Origin of the sequence: Halomonas sp. H2, assembly GCF_050215315.1 — a bacterium.
Lineage (GTDB): Bacteria > Pseudomonadota > Gammaproteobacteria > Pseudomonadales > Halomonadaceae > Vreelandella.
The window spans coordinates 991,072-1,007,347 of sequence record NZ_CP189760.1 but is presented as its reverse complement, the minus strand read 5'-3'; the positions used below and the strand labels follow the sequence as shown (position 1 = coordinate 1,007,347).

15 protein-coding genes, 2 pseudogenes and 1 riboswitch are annotated in these 16,276 nt (G+C 54.5%); of the genes and pseudogenes, 4 read left to right on the top strand and 13 right to left on the bottom strand.

The features are described from left to right. Positions 1 to 202 precede the first annotated feature (202 nt). Entirely contained in the window at positions 203 to 1,855 is a 1,653-nt protein-coding gene (locus ACQE2I_RS04535; protein ID WP_427030277.1) for a sodium:solute symporter family protein, read from the top strand. Positions 1,856 to 1,927: 72 nt separating this feature from the next. Further along, complete coding sequence (locus ACQE2I_RS04530; RefSeq protein WP_427030275.1) at positions 1,928 to 2,059, top strand: putative transporter small subunit; 132 nt, start codon at positions 1,928 to 1,930, stop codon at positions 2,057 to 2,059. A gap of 124 nt (positions 2,060 to 2,183) precedes the next feature. Here the strand turns inward: ACQE2I_RS04530 and ACQE2I_RS04525 are convergent, their stop codons facing one another. From ACQE2I_RS04525 to ACQE2I_RS04505, 5 genes and pseudogenes are all read right to left on the bottom strand, one after another. Further along, positions 2,184 to 2,546 carry an iron chaperone gene (locus ACQE2I_RS04525; protein WP_427030273.1) on the bottom strand — a complete coding sequence of 121 codons (363 nt, stop codon included), beginning with the start codon at positions 2,544 to 2,546 and terminating at the stop codon, positions 2,184 to 2,186. Positions 2,547 to 2,655: 109 nt separating this feature from the next. Further along, positions 2,656 to 3,348, bottom strand: coding sequence for a DUF899 domain-containing protein (locus ACQE2I_RS04520; RefSeq protein WP_427030271.1), 693 nt, complete (start codon positions 3,346 to 3,348; stop codon positions 2,656 to 2,658). Positions 3,349 to 3,469: 121 nt separating this feature from the next. Next, positions 3,470 to 3,628: pseudogene (locus tag ACQE2I_RS04515) on the bottom strand (antibiotic biosynthesis monooxygenase family protein); the annotation flags it as partial. A 152-nt stretch (positions 3,629 to 3,780) separates the two neighbouring features. Continuing rightward, positions 3,781 to 4,200, bottom strand: a complete 420-nt coding sequence (locus ACQE2I_RS04510) for an SRPBCC family protein (RefSeq protein WP_427030269.1) — start codon at positions 4,198 to 4,200, stop codon at positions 3,781 to 3,783. 202 nt (positions 4,201 to 4,402) lie between these two features. Continuing rightward, positions 4,403 to 5,149: a DUF899 domain-containing protein gene (locus tag ACQE2I_RS04505; protein WP_427030267.1), complete on the bottom strand. Its 747-nt coding sequence runs from the start codon at positions 5,147 to 5,149 to the stop codon at positions 4,403 to 4,405. 260 nt (positions 5,150 to 5,409) lie between these two features. Continuing rightward, positions 5,410 to 5,566: riboswitch (TPP riboswitch) on the top strand. 91 nt (positions 5,567 to 5,657) lie between these two features. Between ACQE2I_RS04505 and tenA the strand changes: the two genes are divergently transcribed. After that, positions 5,658 to 6,341, top strand: coding sequence for a thiaminase II (gene tenA, locus ACQE2I_RS04500; protein WP_427030265.1), 684 nt, complete (start codon positions 5,658 to 5,660; stop codon positions 6,339 to 6,341). A gap of 34 nt (positions 6,342 to 6,375) precedes the next feature. Further along, positions 6,376 to 8,265, top strand: a complete 1,890-nt coding sequence (gene thiC, locus ACQE2I_RS04495) for a phosphomethylpyrimidine synthase ThiC (protein WP_427030264.1) — start codon at positions 6,376 to 6,378, stop codon at positions 8,263 to 8,265. 122 nt (positions 8,266 to 8,387) lie between these two features. On the opposite strand, the gene ACQE2I_RS04490 is transcribed toward thiC, so the two are convergent. From ACQE2I_RS04490 to cyoB, 8 genes and pseudogenes are all read right to left on the bottom strand, one after another. Then, positions 8,388 to 9,485: a DUF2955 domain-containing protein gene (locus ACQE2I_RS04490; RefSeq protein WP_427030262.1), complete on the bottom strand. Its 1,098-nt coding sequence runs from the start codon at positions 9,483 to 9,485 to the stop codon at positions 8,388 to 8,390. Beyond that, positions 9,475 to 10,536, bottom strand: coding sequence for an HlyD family secretion protein (locus ACQE2I_RS04485; protein ID WP_427030260.1), 1,062 nt, complete (start codon positions 10,534 to 10,536; stop codon positions 9,475 to 9,477). The genes ACQE2I_RS04490 and ACQE2I_RS04485 overlap by 11 nt, the downstream gene beginning before the upstream one ends. Positions 10,537 to 10,762: 226 nt before the next feature. After that, entirely contained in the window at positions 10,763 to 11,272 is a 510-nt protein-coding gene (locus tag ACQE2I_RS04480; RefSeq protein ID WP_427030259.1) for a porin family protein, read from the bottom strand. Positions 11,273 to 11,349: 77 nt separating this feature from the next. Continuing rightward, positions 11,350 to 12,270 carry an EamA family transporter gene (locus tag ACQE2I_RS04475; protein WP_427030258.1) on the bottom strand — a complete coding sequence of 307 codons (921 nt, stop codon included), beginning with the start codon at positions 12,268 to 12,270 and terminating at the stop codon, positions 11,350 to 11,352. A gap of 267 nt (positions 12,271 to 12,537) precedes the next feature. After that, positions 12,538 to 13,461, bottom strand: a complete 924-nt coding sequence (gene cyoE, locus ACQE2I_RS04470) for a heme o synthase (RefSeq protein ID WP_427030256.1) — start codon at positions 13,459 to 13,461, stop codon at positions 12,538 to 12,540. Beyond that, a complete protein-coding gene (gene cyoD / locus ACQE2I_RS04465; RefSeq protein ID WP_427030255.1) occupies positions 13,419 to 13,748 on the bottom strand; it encodes a cytochrome o ubiquinol oxidase subunit IV in 330 nt (109 codons plus the stop codon). The genes cyoE and cyoD overlap by 43 nt, the downstream gene beginning before the upstream one ends. Position 13,749: 1 nt before the next feature. Then, positions 13,750 to 14,361 carry a cytochrome o ubiquinol oxidase subunit III gene (gene cyoC, locus ACQE2I_RS04460; RefSeq protein ID WP_427030254.1) on the bottom strand — a complete coding sequence of 204 codons (612 nt, stop codon included), beginning with the start codon at positions 14,359 to 14,361 and terminating at the stop codon, positions 13,750 to 13,752. Further along, positions 14,361 to 16,262 (bottom strand): annotated as a pseudogene (gene cyoB / locus ACQE2I_RS04455) (cytochrome o ubiquinol oxidase subunit I); the annotation flags it as partial. The pseudogene cyoB and the gene cyoC, both read right to left, overlap by 1 nt. Positions 16,263 to 16,276 lie beyond the last annotated feature (14 nt).

Below are 16,276 nucleotides of genomic sequence, written 5' to 3'. Positions count from 1 at the left end.
GTGGGGGGTTATCCGCCTCCGTACTTAAGGCGTTTTCAACGCCTTACTTTGCACGACCAGACTGCCAATCACAGTCTCATCTCGCTACAGACATACCTAGAAAGATGTTCTGTTTTTGCTTACGTCCTCTGGCGGCCACTCCGTTAACGGAACGCTGGTTGCTATTTAGGATTCTAGGGCTGCAAAAGCCTATGGGGATTCAATGAACGAAGAAAGTTTTTATCAATTCTCGACGCTGACCGTACTCGCTTTATTGGCGGCCTTTTACGGCGGCACTTACCTGCTGACCTTGCTGATTAAACAGAAAAAGGAAAATACTGACGCTTTCATGGTGTCCAATCATCAGATCGGCTTTGGTCTCGGCGCTGCCAGCATGACCGCTACTTGGATCTGGGCTGCCTCGTTTTACGCCGCCGCCACCTCGGGTTATACCTACGGCATTTCCGGCCCCTTGCATTACGGCCTCTGGGGTGCGCTGATGATTCTGTTCATCTACCCTTTTGGGCGCCGCTTTCGTCAACTGGCCCCCAATGCGCACACCCTCGGTGAGCTTATCCATGCCCGGCATGGCTCTTCCAGCCAGTTAATTCTCGCCTCTTCTAACATTCTGGGCAGCATTATCAGCCTGATGGTTAACTTCACGGCTTCCGGCGCGCTGGTCTCGGTACTCTCCCCCCTGTCGTTCCAAGCTGGCGTCATCATTGCCGGGGTCGGGGTGCTCTCCTACACGCTGTGGTCAGGATTCCGCGCCTCGGTGCTGACGGATTTTGCTCAGTTGATGGCGATGATGGCCGTCGCCATCCTGATTATTCCGGCGGTGATGTTCGCCCTCGGCGGCCCACAAACGCTATCAGACGGCATGAGTTTGCTCACCCCAGAGCAAGCCAATCTGTTCTCGATGGACGCCATTCTCAATCAAGGCGCGCCCTTCTTTGTGGCGGTGCTGGCCTACGCGATTGGTAACCAGACCATCTCCCAGCGGCTCTTCGCCGTGCGTGAAAGCCATATCAAACCGACCTTTATCACCGCGACTATTGGTTACGGTGCGATCGTGATTGGCCTGGGCATGATTGGCTTGATGGCGCTGATGACCGGCCTGGAGCCCATGAATGGCGACATGAACAACCTGATACCGCAAATGGTCTCGATGTACCTTTCACCGGTATTTATCGGTCTGTTCTTCATTCTGGTAATTGGCTCGCTCTCTTCCACTGCCGATTCGGACCTTTCCGCTATGTCGGCGATTGTGATGGCCGATATATATGGCAAGAACATCGCTAAAAACAAACCTAATCCGACCAAAATGCTGTTTATTGGCAGGCTGACCATGGTCGTCGCGACGCTGGTCGGGGTGATTCTCGCCAGCTTCTCGATGGATATTCTTATCATGTTGGTCTTCGTTGGCGCGCTTTGGGGTGCCATTGTGTTCCCGGTTATCGCCAGCTGTTTCTGGGATCGGGTAACCAATACCGCCTTCACCTCAGCGGTGATCGCGGGCTTGCTGATGTTCTGCGTCGCCCGCTTTGAGTTGCTGACTATGGTCGGCGTGATTGCGGGGCTGTTCGAATTACTCGCTGCCGTAGGTGGTGGTGTGGTGCTCGGCCTGATGGCCTTCGGGTTCTGCGGGCGCCGGGCCGGTTTAATCGTCGGCGTGCTCAGCGCCATCGTACTGGCCTTTTTCTTCGCTGGTTTCCTACGGGAGTATACGGTACTGCTGGCCTCATTAATGGCCTACGGTGTTAGCACTATTGTCTGCATCGCTGTCAGCCTGGCGAGTTCAAGCAAGTTCGACTTCGCGCAGATTGATCAGAATGTGATCAACTATGACCCGGCCAAGCCTGCCGTTCAGGCCTGAGCACTGAGTCACGCTAAAGCCATTCCATTCACTGGTGCGCTATAGCGCACCAGCCAGACAATAGGAAAGCATATGCAAACCTTTATATTGGCACTATATGTACTGATCTGGCCGTTGATTTCGCTCGCTGTCTTAGCGGTTATCGGCATAGCCACCGTAAAAGACATTCGCGTTGCACGACGCGATAAGCGTGAGTTGGTTTGAAGTAGCTACTAATCGTTGGATAGTAGTAATACAAACAGAAAGGAGTCTAAAAGCGGCAAAGGATTGCCGTAGTTGCACTGGTAAGTGGCTGCATGAAGGGCAACTAACTCCTTATTAACCAACATCACACCAGCTCAGCAAGCCGCGCCGCTACCAGGTCACTTAATAATTTTTCATCAATTTCCCAGTCGTTGGGAATCTGAAATAAGTTCTTCTTAACAACGTAACCTTCGCTTTCTAGCCTTGCCTTAAAGGCTTCTATCACATTGGCACTCCAGGGGGCCAGCGCAAGGTGTCGCTTCAGCGCTGATACGCCAAACACGTAACCACTACCTCTACAAATCTGTGGAACGTTCCACGCTAGCTTGCAATCTAAGTCAGGAAAATTTTTGAGGGTTACGTCAATGACGCCCCTAAGTGTATTTCCTTGCTTAGAGTCCAATGACTCCAAGTAATCTTCCACTGAATTAAACTTGTTTGAACTCATACCATAAGTCTCTTAAACATAGCTGCTTGTCGCCATTCAATTACGGAATACGGGCAAAGCCACATCGAAAGTGCTGCCGCTGGGAGGGGCTATTAGCCCAACCTAACGCTTAGTCGTCATACTCGTCGTGGCGGCGGTTCCAACCATACGGCACCGTCTGTGGCCAACCTTCTGGAGAATCTTCCCAGGTCTCCTGGCGGCCAAACAGGGTCAAGTCTAAATAGGTCCAGAGACTGCCGAGATATTCAACACCACGCGCACCGGTAAAATAGGTGCGATATATATCGTTGCCGTCGCGAAGAAATACGCTGGCACCGTGCCTTTCACCTTCATCGGTGGTGACGCCAAAATCGACGTTAAAGTCGCTCTCGTAAGACGAATACCATGGAATAGGATAAGCCCACCCCATCCGCGATTTGTACTGCTTGAGTTTTTCCAATGGTGCCCGTGACACCATCACCAGCGAAGTATCACGCGCATGGAGATGGGCCGGATGTGTCATGGCGTCAGCCACCCACGAGCACCCATCACAGCCAGCGTTCCAATCAGGTGCAAACATGAAATGATAAACAATGAGTTGACGACGCCCTTCAAACAGGTCCAGCAGGGATGCTGGTCCGTTATCGCCCTGGAAGGCATAGGACTTCTTCTCCATTTTCACCATGGGCAGCTTGCGACGCTCCGCGTTCAGTGCGTCACGCGCGCGGGTGAGCTCTTTTTCTTTCGTTAGCAACTGACCGAGTGCGGCTTCCCACGCCTCATGAGAAACGACTTGGGGTAAGGGTTGCTTGATTGACGGCATCTTAAGAACCTCTATCTGACCGGCTTCGATATAACAGCGTAGTTAAACTCTCCAAAAGCGCTATGCCGGACACTTAGCCAAACGCCTTTAGCATGCCCGGCGTTGGAAAAGAAACTAAGCCTTCTCGGGCAGACTCGATACCCAGAAAACCGGGCTGCTCAGCGGCTAGCGCGACCATGCGGGCCGCCATCTCGGCGTACCCATTGTCACCTTCCGTGCGATAGCTGGTAAAAATAACCGCATAGTAGGGAGGTTCAGGGGTTTGGGCTATCTCTGACATAAGTCCCTCAGGCATTTAGACGCAGCGCAGCAGAGGCAAAGACATCCGAGCGCCGCGCTTGATTAGCTACTCACAAGCAAGCGCGAAGTGGCCGCTCCCCTCGCCGCAGCAAGCAAAGGCTGGGGGCGGCTGGAGTGCCTTGTTGGACTTTTCTACTTTGCTTGCTGCTTCGCCTCTACATACCTGCCGAAGTTGTCCGAGATGGCCTGCCAACCTGCTTGTTGCATCTCCGTTGGGTTCTCGTTCTCCGCGTCGAAAGTTGTTTTTATATGGACGCTGTCGCCGTGCTGCATAAATTCCACCTTCGCCTCTCGTCCGTCGCTCATGCGGTATTCAATGATGCGGTGGGGCACAACACGGGTGTATGTGCCCTCGAAGTCAAAGCCTATGCTGCCATCTTTGGCTTCCATCCGTGAGGAGAATGTCCCGCCTTCGCGTAGATCAACGGTACTCCGCGTAGTGTGCCAGTCGTCTTGCGCGGTATTCCACTGTTTGATGTCCTCCGGATTATTCCAAATATCCCAGACGCTGCTCAGGTTAGCTTTTACGACAGTCTCAATGGTGATTTTCATGTGGGTTGTCCTAAAGTGGTGTCCGCTAGTGGGCACCTTGTAGTCGAACAAGGAACGACAGATTCGACATCAGTGCCCAATCTTTGGTGCTCAACGCCTCAATTCAGCGGCGGCGCGCTACAAGCACAAAGTCCGCTGAAACTGATAGTTGTGCATCTTTGCTGTGGTCGGCTTTTGAGCCGAGTAAATGCAAAGGCCACAATCAACCAGGGTGACAATCCGTGCCTACCGGGCTCGCGTCGTACTCATCGTGACGCCGAACCCAGTCCATGATTTCTTTCTCATTGCGGCCCTTAGGCGTGATGTCGAGATAAACGAAGGCGCCAATGACTTCCTCATTGCCGCGGGCGTAGCTAGAGTAGGTGTGGAACACAGCCCCACTTTCATCCTTGTAGAAAACACTCAGTCCGGGCAGCTCTTCGCTGAAGTATTTCGGATCCTCGATGGTTTGATAATTGTAGTAGAGTCGGCCAGCCTCAAGGCCCTCCTGGGCGAAAGAGACCTGAAAGTCAAAATTGAAATCGCTGCCCTGAGAGGACACCCAGCGGGCTGCCCAGCCCATACGCCTTCGATAGGCTTCTAGCTTTGCCAGCGGGGCGCGGGACACGCGAACGTAGCTGACGTCGTGATTGGCGAGGTGGGCGATAGCGCCCTCGGCATGATCCGCCTCCAACGAGCAGCTCGGGCAACCCGCATCCCAGTCCGGGCCGAACATGAAGTGATGAACGACCAACTGGCTGTTTGTGCCGAATAGCTCGGCAAGCGTCCTCTTCCCTTCTGGTGTGTCGAAGGCATAGTCCTTCTCTACCTTCACCCATGGCAGCGCGCGCCGCTCCCGGGCGACCAAGTCACGCATACGGGTAAGCGCCTTCTCATTCTTCAAGTGGGCTTTACGTGCCAGGATCCACTCCCCTCTGGACACGGCTTTCGGTGATTCAATCTGGCTCATGACGAACCTCCTCGCTTAGGTTAGCGTTGTTCCAAGCCTCGACACCGGAATAACGCAGCTTGTATAGAGTAGTCGTTCGTCACTAGTCAAAATCGACAATACCACCGCACTTTATTACGTGTAGATCAGGGGATGAATCATTTATCCCTCGGCAGGATGGGCAATTGGCAGCATATCCAAAACTCGTGTTCTGCGCACTTTGCTATCTCTAATCAGGCCCCCTTGCATCTCCCCCATTCGCCTCTTAAACTCCACCAACGAACAGCTTGACGGGGTGCCGGTGAAATCCGGCTGAGATGGCGCAGGGTGAGCATTTTTTGCTGCCAAGCGCTGGTCCCGCTGAACCTGATCCGGCTAATGCGCTGCTATATGATATGCAGCGCGGGTACCGGCGTAGGGATCAAGCGATGGCCATGGCTAGCTCTCTCTCACGATCGCACGCCACCTTTCCGCGCCATTTCCTCGATCTTTTTCGCCCGCCCTCCGGATCATTACCACCGGAGACATCATGGGCTACCGCTTTACCGATCTCACCACCGCCTGCCATGAAGATTGGCGCGCCTATATTGAGCACGATTTTGTGCGTCAGTTGGGCAATGCCACGCTGCCTGAGGCGTCGTTTCGCCACTACTTAAAGCAGGATTACCTATTTCTAATCCACTTCGCCCGTGCCTATGCGCTGGCTGCTTATAAAAGCCCCACCCTTGCTGATCTTCGCCAAGCCCACGAAGGCTTAAAAGCCATTGTGGATGTGGAGTTGGGCCTGCACGTGGGCTTTTGCCAGGAGTGGGGGATTTCCGAGCAAGAACTGGCGGAGCTTCCCGAAGCCAGGGCCACCTTGGCTTACACCCGCTATGTATTGGATACCGGCAACCGCGGCGATCTGCTCGACCTACACGTGGCGCTGGCCCCCTGCCTAGTGGGCTATGGCGAAATCGCCAACTGGCTGAACGCCCAGCCCTCTACCGTCCGCGGTGCGCAAACCCCCTATGACGCCTGGATTGCCATGTACGAAGGCGACGAGTTTCAGGCCGCCATGCACGCAGAGCTTGAATGGCTAAATGCCCGCCTTGCCGATGTAACCCCCGCCCGCTTTGCCGAGCTGAGCAAGATCTTCCGCGATGCCACCCGCCTAGAAATCGACTTCTGGCAGATGGGCTTAGCGCTGATAGACGCCGACCTGATCCACTAAGCCGTACCCACAATCACAATCGAAGGAGACCGAGATGAGCAAAACCAGTCATTTTTTAGCCGAAACCGCCCAGGTCGATGCCGCCGCCATTGCGCCGCTTCCCGGCTCGCGTAAAGTGTATGTCGAAGGTTCGCGACCGGATATTCGCGTGCCGTTCCGGGAAATTGCTCTATCGCCGACCAAAACGACCGGCATTGATGAAGAGAACCCGCCGCTGCTGGTGTACGACACCTCAGGCCCCTACAGCGACCCCGCCGCTAACAATGACCTGCGCCGCGGCCTGCCGGAACTACGCCGAGCCTGGATTGAAGAGCGTGACGACACTGAGTTCTTGTCAGGCCCCACGTCGGATTACGGCAATCGCCGCGCCAACGACCCGATGCTTGCCCAGTTGCGCTTTGATTTAACCCGCACGCCACGGCGTGCTAAAGCGGGCAAAAACGTTACCCAGCTGTACTACGCTCGCCAAGGCATTATCACCCCGGAAATGGAGTTTATTGCCCTACGCGAAAACCAGCGCCGCCAAGCGCTGGGAACGGCGGAAGTAGAGCGTATTCTCGGCCACCAGCACGCAGGTCAGAGCTTTGGCGCCAGCTTGCCGGAGGAGATAACGCCGGAATTTGTGCGTTCCGAGGTGGCCCGTGGCCGGGCGATTATTCCCAATAACATCAACCACCCGGAAAGCGAGCCGATGATTATTGGCCGTAACTTCCTGGTCAAGATCAACGGCAACCTGGGTAACTCGGCGGTCACTTCTTCTATTGAAGAAGAGGTCGATAAGATGACCTGGGGCATCCGCTGGGGCGCGGACACCATTATGGATCTCTCCACCGGGCAGAACATCCACGAAACCCGCGAGTGGATTTTGCGCAACTCACCGGTGCCGATTGGCACGGTGCCTATCTATCAGGCGCTGGAGAAGGTCAACGGTGTGGCCGAAGACCTCACCTGGGAAGTCTTTCGCGACACGCTGATCGAGCAGGCCGAACAGGGCGTGGACTACTTCACCATTCACGCCGGCGTGCTGCTGCGCTATGTGCCGCTCACCGCCAAGCGGGTCACCGGCATCGTCAGCCGCGGCGGTTCGATTATGGCCAAGTGGTGTTTGTACCATCACCAGGAGAGCTTCCTGTACACCCACTTCGAAGAGATCTGCGGGATCTGCAAGCAGTACGATGTGGCGTTCTCGCTCGGCGATGGTCTGCGCCCCGGCTCAGTGGCGGATGCCAACGACGAAGCGCAAATGGCAGAGCTAAAAACCCTCGGCGAGCTGACCCATATCGCCTGGAAGCACGATGTGCAGGTGATGATAGAAGGCCCCGGCCATGTGCCCATGCACCTGGTGAAAGAGAACATGGATAAGCAGTTAGAGTACTGCGATGAAGCGCCCTTCTACACCCTCGGCCCGTTGGTCACAGATATCGCCCCCGGCTACGACCACATTACCTCCGGCATTGGGGCGGCGATGATCGGCTGGTTTGGCTGCGCGATGCTCTGCTACGTGACGCCCAAGGAGCATTTGGGGCTACCCAATAAAGACGACGTTAAAACCGGCATCATTACTTACAAAATTGCCGCCCACGCAGCGGATTTAGCCAAGGGCCACCCGGCGGCACAGCGGCGTGATAATGCGCTTTCCAAGGCACGCTTCGAGTTCCGCTGGGAAGACCAGTTCAACCTGGGCCTAGACCCGGACACCGCCCGCGAATACCACGACGAAACCCTGCCCAAGGACTCCGCCAAGGTAGCCCACTTCTGCTCCATGTGCGGGCCGAAGTTCTGCTCCATGAAGATTAGCCACGAAGTGCGCGAGTACGCTGCCGAACACGGTTTAGACGGCGATCAGGAAGCCATCATGAAAGGCATGGAAGAACAGGCAGAGAAGTTTCGACAGAAAGGCAGCGAGCTATATCAGGAGGTATAAACAGAACACCTAATAAACAGCCCGCTCTTAAACGTGGCGCTTGAGGGTTAGGAAACCTCAAGCGCCAGCCACCCATGGGCTTATAACAGTGGCGATGGTGGCCACCGTCTTGTGAGCAGCCGTCATCCTGACAGGCGCGTTGGCGGCCAGCGATTCAGTAAAAAGTGCAGGCAGGCCATCACTAAGACGGTGAGGATCAGTGCCACACTCATCGATGAGAATCGGTAGAGTGCGCTGTAAACCAAGTCTTGCTGCGGGCCTAGCGACTGACCGAACAGAATCCCCAGCGTCGTTAGCCCACCAAAACCAATGCCTGAACCGCCGCCCTCATAAATATGCACTCTTGCAAATAGCATCAGCCCTAGCCAGTAGAGCAAAATAACCAGCAGAAAATGATGGCTTTGAGTATATAACAATAGCTGCATGGCGAGCGCCATGTTGCAGCCTAGCAGCGTTCCTACAGCCCGCTTGCCTGCTGATACTTTCGCGCCGGAATAACCCAGCGCAAACAGCACCAAGATGGTCCCCATCTGAGCGGAAAGCGAGCCTTGCAGGTCACACACCTGAAACACCACGAAAGAGAGCGTCGCGGTTATGCTGCCAATTAAGGTTTCGTAACGAATCTGCGATGGCGGCTTGGTACTTTTGGGTGGTGTCTTGCGCGCCTCAATATCGGGAAACAGCGTATGCATTAGCATGGCAATAAACACCGCCAAACCACTGGCGACAAGATTGCAGGCCAGCAGATCGCTCAAGTCCACATTCGGGTAGCTGGCAAAGTGAAGCAGAATACTTAAAGTCAGTACGCCGTTGGCAGCAAATAAAAACAGCGAGCCTTTCGCCATCAGATTAAAACGAAACATAAACATCGCCAGCACTACCAGCGTCATCACCACCGGCATATGTTTGAGCAAACCAACCACCAGGCTTACTTCAACAACGTTAAGCGATACGTTGGTTAAAAACTGGCGAATAATGCTGCCGTTAAGAATCGGCACCATGCCCAGTAAGAACATTGGAAAGACGGTAAAGAACACCCCGTAATTCCACCCCATCAGTTGGCTGACCACAAACCCCAGCGCGCCGCCCCCGGCGACCCGCAGGCACTGGCGCAAACCATTCTGGGTTAACCCTGGGCGAGTAACGCGCTGGTCATCTGCGTTATCGCGTTTCCCCCACTGGCCTGGGAGCTGTTTAATAAACATGCACTTAATAAACATAATGCAGCCAGCTAATCAGATGCGCCTGCAGCCATACAAAAGGCTTCGCCAATGCCGCATCGCCGGGCTGAAGCTGAACCGTGGCGCGTGCGCCGCTAGCAAGCGCATTGGCGATTGGCTGCGTAAGCGCTAGATGTACGCGCATGCGTTGGGCATCGCGCACCCAACGGTCGGTGGTGGGGATATCAGCCAGTTGGCCATCAGCCGCCAGTTGGCCTTCGCGAATACCGGCGTCCATAGCCAGCACCTGTGCATCAAACACCTCGCCCGGCCAAGCATCAAACACCACCCGTGCGGCATCGCCTGGGGCGACATGGCGCAGGCTCTTTTCACGAAAATCAGCGATGATATCTATCTCATTCGCTACTACCGCGATGGCAGGTTGGCCCGCTTGCACGTAGTCGCCCACGTTCAACTGCAGGTTAGTGACACTCCCCGCCTGAGCGGCACGCACCTGGGTGCGAGCGAGATCCAGCTGCGTCTGGGAGAGCGCGTTATCAGCTTGACGCAAACGCAGATTCGTCCCACCAGAATCGCCCAGCTGTACTTCTAGACTAACGACTTTAGCCCTCGCTGCCGCCACACTGGCCTGAGCGGTGCGCGCTGCGGCCACCTGCTGATCGTACTGCTGGCGGGAGACACTCTGCCGCGCCATCAGCTTTTCCGCCCGGCGCAGCTCGCCCTGCCGCTCGGCCGCCGTGGCTTGCGCAGAAGCCAGTTCGGCTTGCGCCGAGGTCAGCTCTGCTTCTAAGCGCGCGTTCTCACGCTCCGCCTGCTCGCGGTTCAGCTGCGCTTGATCAACGGCTAACTGAAAAGGCGCCGGGTCTATCTCAAACAGCACATCGCCTTTGGCAACGTGTTGGTGATCACTCACCATTTTGGCCCTCACTGGGCCACTGAGCTCAGGCGCTATGCGTGTCACCGGTCGCATCACCCTGGCCTCGGGGGTCATGGGCATGAAGCTATCGGCTATCAGAAAATAGATAAACAGCAGTACAAAGGCAGCAATAGCCACCTTCACCCAGCGGGCGAATGTTTGATCGGGGGTCATGCAGAGCTCACTTGTTAGCCACCAGGCAGATAACCTGGCGATCGCCATCTCAACGGGCGCACATTACGTAAACGATGGTTTAATAGACGTTAGTCTAGCAATTAATTAGCAAGCTAACAATTATGTTATAACTAGTGGCTTCGTGCTAGCCATCAAGATGGCATATAAAAAGCCCCCATGGCTAAGAGCCATGGGGGCTTTGATAAACAAGAAATTTAGCTAAGCATTAAAACCGGTAGCGCAAGCCAACGCTGGCCGCATCGAAGGCGTAGGCAGATTTATCCAGGTAACGCATGTAATCCGCGCCTAGCGATAAGTTCTGGGCTACATCCATTTCAGCGCCTGCGCCGTAGGAGAAGTCGCTTTCGCGGTCGCTGTTGAACTCAACTTCCGTAAAGCCCGCTAAGCCATATAACCGGACTTCAGGGGCTATAGGGATAATACCTTTGGCATAAGCACCGGCTAAATAATCCAACTCAGCGCCTCCGTCCGATCCACCCGTGCCTAAATGTCCTTCAAGCGCAAAGTAGTCGTTAAATTGGGCGCCGCCACGTAAGCGTAGGCCTACGTCGTCGCGGGAAGATCCTCTGTCTGGATCCAGGCTCCAGAACATTGCATCACCGCCAACGTATCCTTGTGGGTAGGTGAAGGCTTGCTGTGCTTGTGCAGACGTTGCAAATGCACCTGCGCCAACCAGGAGTGCCGCCGATGTGAGTGATAATACGGTCATCTTCATAGGTTGTTCCTCAGTTAAAAAACAGTGTTTCCTTACGCCACTGCATTTTGATCCATTCCCATGAAGAACGCAAATAGTTACCACCCTTTAGATAAGCTAAGCACGATAATACCGCCAACCACTACCGCGCCACCCACTAACTGCCCGGGGCTAAGCATTTGACCTAAAACAAAATAACCCAATACCAGGGAAGCGACTGGCTCGATATTCATCACCGGTGCGTTACGCGCCATATCGAGGCGCGGAACAAAGATAAACAGTGTTGAAAACGCCGAACCGTAGAGCAGCCCCAACAGACTCAGCCCTATCCAGCCTGCGCTGTTGTCGGGCAAACTCATGCCGCCTGGAACCACACCAGCGATGCCGCCGATAATCATGACGATAAACACCGTTTGCATGGTCAGCAGGCTGCGCAATGTGCTGCCTACCCCGGCCAGTCGGTGCTCGGTGATCCACAGCGCGCAGGCAAATACAAAGGCGGCGATTAAGCCAAAACCAATACCCGCGATCCAATCGGGCCCCATGCCATCGGCACTAGCAAGCCATGAAGGGATATCCAGCACCACCAACAAACCGATTAAAATAGTGCCCATAATCAAACAGCTACGCGGGGTTGGCCGTGGCCCACCCAGCGCCCAGCTCAATAACGCCAGCTGTATGGGAAAGGTGTTGACTAATAGCAGCGCAATCACCACCGGTAACCTTGCCACGGCAGAGTAAAGACTGACGCTTTGAACCGCGATTAGCAGCCCTACAGCGAGTTGCCACGGCCAGGAGCCAGCGGGCAGCCATAGGCGTTTTCGCTGCACAACCACCAGGGCGAGCAAAATTAAGCAAGCGATCCCTGAACGGGTTAACACCGCTAGTAGCAGCCCAGTACCATTATCAAACGCCAGTCGCGCAGAAACGTGGTTGGCGGCAAACATGGTGGCCACCGTCATCATTAATAGAATGGCTAAATGGCGCGGCAATAATTTAGGCAAAGAAGGCGCTGACATAGGAACGGAATGGCTCGTTAAGGTAGTGAAAGCTATGGGAGCAGCTAAAAACAGTCAATTATACCTGGCTTTAAAGAGCAGGCTAACAAAAGCCATGCACTGCTTTCTGCACCGAAGCATTTTATACTAAAGTCTAAATACTTTCTCATTCAATTCTGCTTTTCTTCTCATCTAATCGTGTTTTTCTTTCCAACAGTAGCAAAACGCCCCGAGTAGAGAGCCACTCGGGGCGTTAATAAACAGCTAGTGCCTGATAACTGGCGTGAACTACACCAGCATCGGCACCATCGCTTCCAGCACCATCACTAAGCTCATCGCAGTAATGGTCAGAATCGATACGCCAAACACCTTTTTGGCCCAGCGTACATCGTCATCTAACCGGTAGCCACGTAGCGCCAGATAGAGCCAGTAGCCGCCCATTACCAGCGCCACACAGAGATATCCCATACCCGCTTGGCTTGCTAACACCAACGCCAGAGAGGCAGGAATAAACGCCACGATGTAGCCAAGAATATGGTGCTTGGCCATTTTGACCCCGCGCACCACCGGCAGCACCGGAATCGATGCCCGTTGATAATCCGCATAGCGAAAAATCGCAATGGCATAGGAGTGCGGCATCTGCCACAGGCAGAAAATCACCAGCAGCATAATCGCACCGCTGTCGAACTGCCCGGTGACTGCGCAGTAGCCCACCACCGGCGGCATGGCACCAGAAAGGCTGCCGACCAAGGTGCCGTACTCTGAGCGGCGCTTCATATACAGGCTATAAAGACCCACATACACGCCCCAGCCAATGACCGCCAAGGCAACGGTTAACCCGTTGGTCCCCAGCGCCAGACACACCACCCCCGAGACACCCAGCAGCGCCGACACGCCCAGCGCCTGGGTAATGGAAATGCTACCTCTTACCAGGGGGCGATGGCGCGTACGCGCCATCAATGCATCAATATCGCGGTCTATAACGTTATTACACGCACAGCCTGAGGCGATGATTAACGCAATTCCCAGCATGACAGAGACAAGGCTAAGCCACTCAAACTGCCCCTGGGCGGCCAGAAAATAGCCGCCCAGCGTGGCAATTAGGTTTCCGCCGATAATACCGGGTTTGGTTAGCTCAAGCAGATCCCGCCAACGGCTAGGTGCCGTGATCAGCCGATCATCATGTTGAGATGCAGATGCTGCATGATCCACAGCGAGCCTCCTACCACTAAGACGAGTATCGTCAGTGTGAAGACGAAGGACATCACATTCCAGCCTTCGTCGGCTTTGGTATTCATATGCATGAACATGACTAGTTGCACCAGAATTTGCAACACAGCAGTCACGGCTACCACTATCACAATCGCAAGTACGCTCAGCGTGCCACTCATTACCACCGCAAAGGGGATAATGGTCAGTATCAACGACAATACTAGTCCTGTCACATAAGACTTTACGCTGCCATGGGCATTTGTGGGGCTAGACGCAGAATGACTCATCTCACAGCACTCCCATCAGATAGACGAATGAGAAGACACAGACCCAGACAATATCGAGGAAGTGCCAGAACAGACTTAGGCACAAAATCCTCGGCCGGGTCATATCGTTCAAGCCTTTGGTAGAGAGCTGTACCAGCATGACCAAAATCCAGATCAAACCAAAAGTTACGTGCAGGCCATGGGTACCCACCAGGGTGAAAAACGCCGATAGGAAGGCACTCTTATCCGGCCCGTATCCCTCATGAATCAAGTGCTGGAATTCGTAGATTTCCATGCCCACAAAAGCCGCGCCCAGCAAGAACGTAATGGCCAGCCATGCTTTCACCTGGCCCAGGCGTTCGGCATTCATCGCCAGCACGCCCATGCCAAAGGTAAAACTGCTGAACAGCAGCAAAAAGGTTTCGACCAGTACAAACGGGAGTTCAAAGATATCGGCAGCCGTTGGGCCTGCCGCCGTGCCTTTCATCAACACGGCGTAGGTGGCGAACAGTGATCCGAAGATCACCAAATCACTCATTAAATAGACCCAAAAACCAAACAGTTTGGTGCCCGCCGCATCGTGATGCTCATGATGCACGACCGATCCTTCGTGATGTAGCGTGTCCGTTGCCATTACGCATTCACCTCCACGTAGTGTTGCTGCTTACCTTCGCGTCCTTCAACCTCAGCAGACGGTTTGTAGGGGTCGGAGTTTTTAACGCGTTGCTGGTGCGCGCGCTCGATGCGCTCAACTTCAGCAGCGGGTACGTAGTAATCGACATCGTCGTTAAACACCCGCGCCATAAAGCTGACAAAGGCACCGATGGCGCCTACGCCTGCCAGCCACCAGATATGCCACACCAACGCAAAACCGATCACCAACGCAAACAGGCTGATGACAGGGCCTGCCACGGTGTTGCGCGGCATATGAATATCGGTGTAAGGCGCTTCCTCCAGCTCCTCATTACTGCGCTGCTTCTGAGACCAGAAGCTGTCGATATCCCCTACTTCCGGCAAGCGCGCGAAATTGTAGAACGGCGCAGGTGAAGAGGTTGACCACTCCAAGGTACGGCCATCCCAAGGGTCACCGGTGACATCCGCGTTCTGTTTACGGTCGCGGATACTCACCCAGAACTGGATAATGGTGCAGGCAATCCCCAGCATAATAATCACCGCGCCCACCCAGGCCAGGATCATCCACGGCTGCCAGTCAGGGTTGGCGTAAGACTGCATGCGGCGTACGGCACCAAAAAAGGCCAGCACATACAGCGGCATAAAGGCGACGTAGAAGCCGATAAACCAGCACCAGAACGAGCGCTTGCCCCATTTCTCGTCGAGCTTGAAACCGAATGCTTTGGGGAACCAGAAGGTAAGACCCGCCATCATGCCAAATACCACACCGCCGATAATGACGTTATGGAAGTGGGCAATAACAAACAGGCTGTTATGCAGCACAAAGTTGGCCGCCGGTACGGCCAGCATGACACCGGTCATACCGCCGAGGGTGAAGGTGATGATAAAGCCTAACGTCCAGAGTACCGGCGAGGTTAGTTCCAGGCTTCCGCGGTAAATGGTGAACAGCCAGTTAAAGACTTTCACCCCGGTAGGAATGGCGATGATCATCGTCATGATGCCAAAGAAGGCGTTGACGTTGGCGCCCGCTCCCATGGTGAAGAAGTGGTGCAACCAGACAACAAACGACAACAAGGTGATCGCGATGGTCGCCCATACCATGGTCATGTACCCAAACAACCGCTTACGGGCAAACGTCGAGATAACTTCCGAGAACACACCGAAGGCAGGCAGAATCAGGATATAAACTTCCGGATGGCCCCACGCCCAAATGAGGTTGACGTACATCATCATGTTGCCGCCAAAATCATTGGTGAAGAAGTGCATGCCTAAGTAACGATCCAGCGTCAGCAGCGCAATGGTGGCGGTCAAAATAGGGAACGAGGCGATGATCAGCACGTTGGCGCACAGCGATGTCCAAGTGAAGATCGGCATGCGGAACATGGTCATGCCTTTGGTGCGCATCTTTAAAATGGTCACGAAGAAGTTGATACCGGTGAGCGTCGTGCCTATTCCGGATATCTGTAACGCCCATATCCAGTAATCGACCCCCACCCCGGGACTAAACTCGATCCCCGATAAGGGCGCATAGGCAAGCCAGCCGGTTTTGGCGAACTCCCCCACCACCAGCGAGATATTGACCAATATCGCCGCCACGGCAAACAGCCAGAAGCTTAAGTTATTGAGGAAAGGAAAAGCGACATCGCGGGCGCCAATTTGCAGCGGTACCACCAGGTTCATCAAACCGATGACCATGGGCATAGCGACAAAGAAGATCATGATCACGCCGTGGGCGGTAAATATCTGATCATAGTGTTCGGGCGGTAAATAGCCCGCGGCACCCCCGGCAGCCATCGCCTGTTGGGTACGCATCATAATCGCATCGGAAAAGCCACGTAGCAGCATGACCAGGGCGACAATAAAGTACATAATGCCGAGCTTTTTGTGGTCAACAGAGGTAAACCGGTTCTTCGTCA

Coding starts and splice junctions, on each gene's coding strand:
- ACQE2I_RS04535 (WP_427030277.1), top strand. CDS start 203: ATGAACGAAGAAAGTTTTTATCAATTCTCGACGCTGACCGTACTCGCT.
- ACQE2I_RS04530 (WP_427030275.1), top strand. CDS start 1,928: ATGCAAACCTTTATATTGGCACTATATGTACTGATCTGGCCGTTGATT.
- ACQE2I_RS04525 (WP_427030273.1), bottom strand. CDS start 2,546: ATGAGTTCAAACAAGTTTAATTCAGTGGAAGATTACTTGGAGTCATTG.
- ACQE2I_RS04520 (WP_427030271.1), bottom strand. CDS start 3,348: ATGCCGTCAATCAAGCAACCCTTACCCCAAGTCGTTTCTCATGAGGCG.
- ACQE2I_RS04510 (WP_427030269.1), bottom strand. CDS start 4,200: ATGAAAATCACCATTGAGACTGTCGTAAAAGCTAACCTGAGCAGCGTC.
- ACQE2I_RS04505 (WP_427030267.1), bottom strand. CDS start 5,149: ATGAGCCAGATTGAATCACCGAAAGCCGTGTCCAGAGGGGAGTGGATC.
- tenA (WP_427030265.1), top strand. CDS start 5,658: ATGGGCTACCGCTTTACCGATCTCACCACCGCCTGCCATGAAGATTGG.
- thiC (WP_427030264.1), top strand. CDS start 6,376: ATGAGCAAAACCAGTCATTTTTTAGCCGAAACCGCCCAGGTCGATGCC.
- ACQE2I_RS04490 (WP_427030262.1), bottom strand. CDS start 9,485: ATGTTTATTAAGTGCATGTTTATTAAACAGCTCCCAGGCCAGTGGGGG.
- ACQE2I_RS04485 (WP_427030260.1), bottom strand. CDS start 10,536: ATGACCCCCGATCAAACATTCGCCCGCTGGGTGAAGGTGGCTATTGCT.
- ACQE2I_RS04480 (WP_427030259.1), bottom strand. CDS start 11,272: ATGAAGATGACCGTATTATCACTCACATCGGCGGCACTCCTGGTTGGC.
- ACQE2I_RS04475 (WP_427030258.1), bottom strand. CDS start 12,270: ATGTCAGCGCCTTCTTTGCCTAAATTATTGCCGCGCCATTTAGCCATT.
- cyoD (WP_427030255.1), bottom strand. CDS start 13,748: ATGAGTCATTCTGCGTCTAGCCCCACAAATGCCCATGGCAGCGTAAAG.
- cyoC (WP_427030254.1), bottom strand. CDS start 14,361: ATGGCAACGGACACGCTACATCACGAAGGATCGGTCGTGCATCATGAG.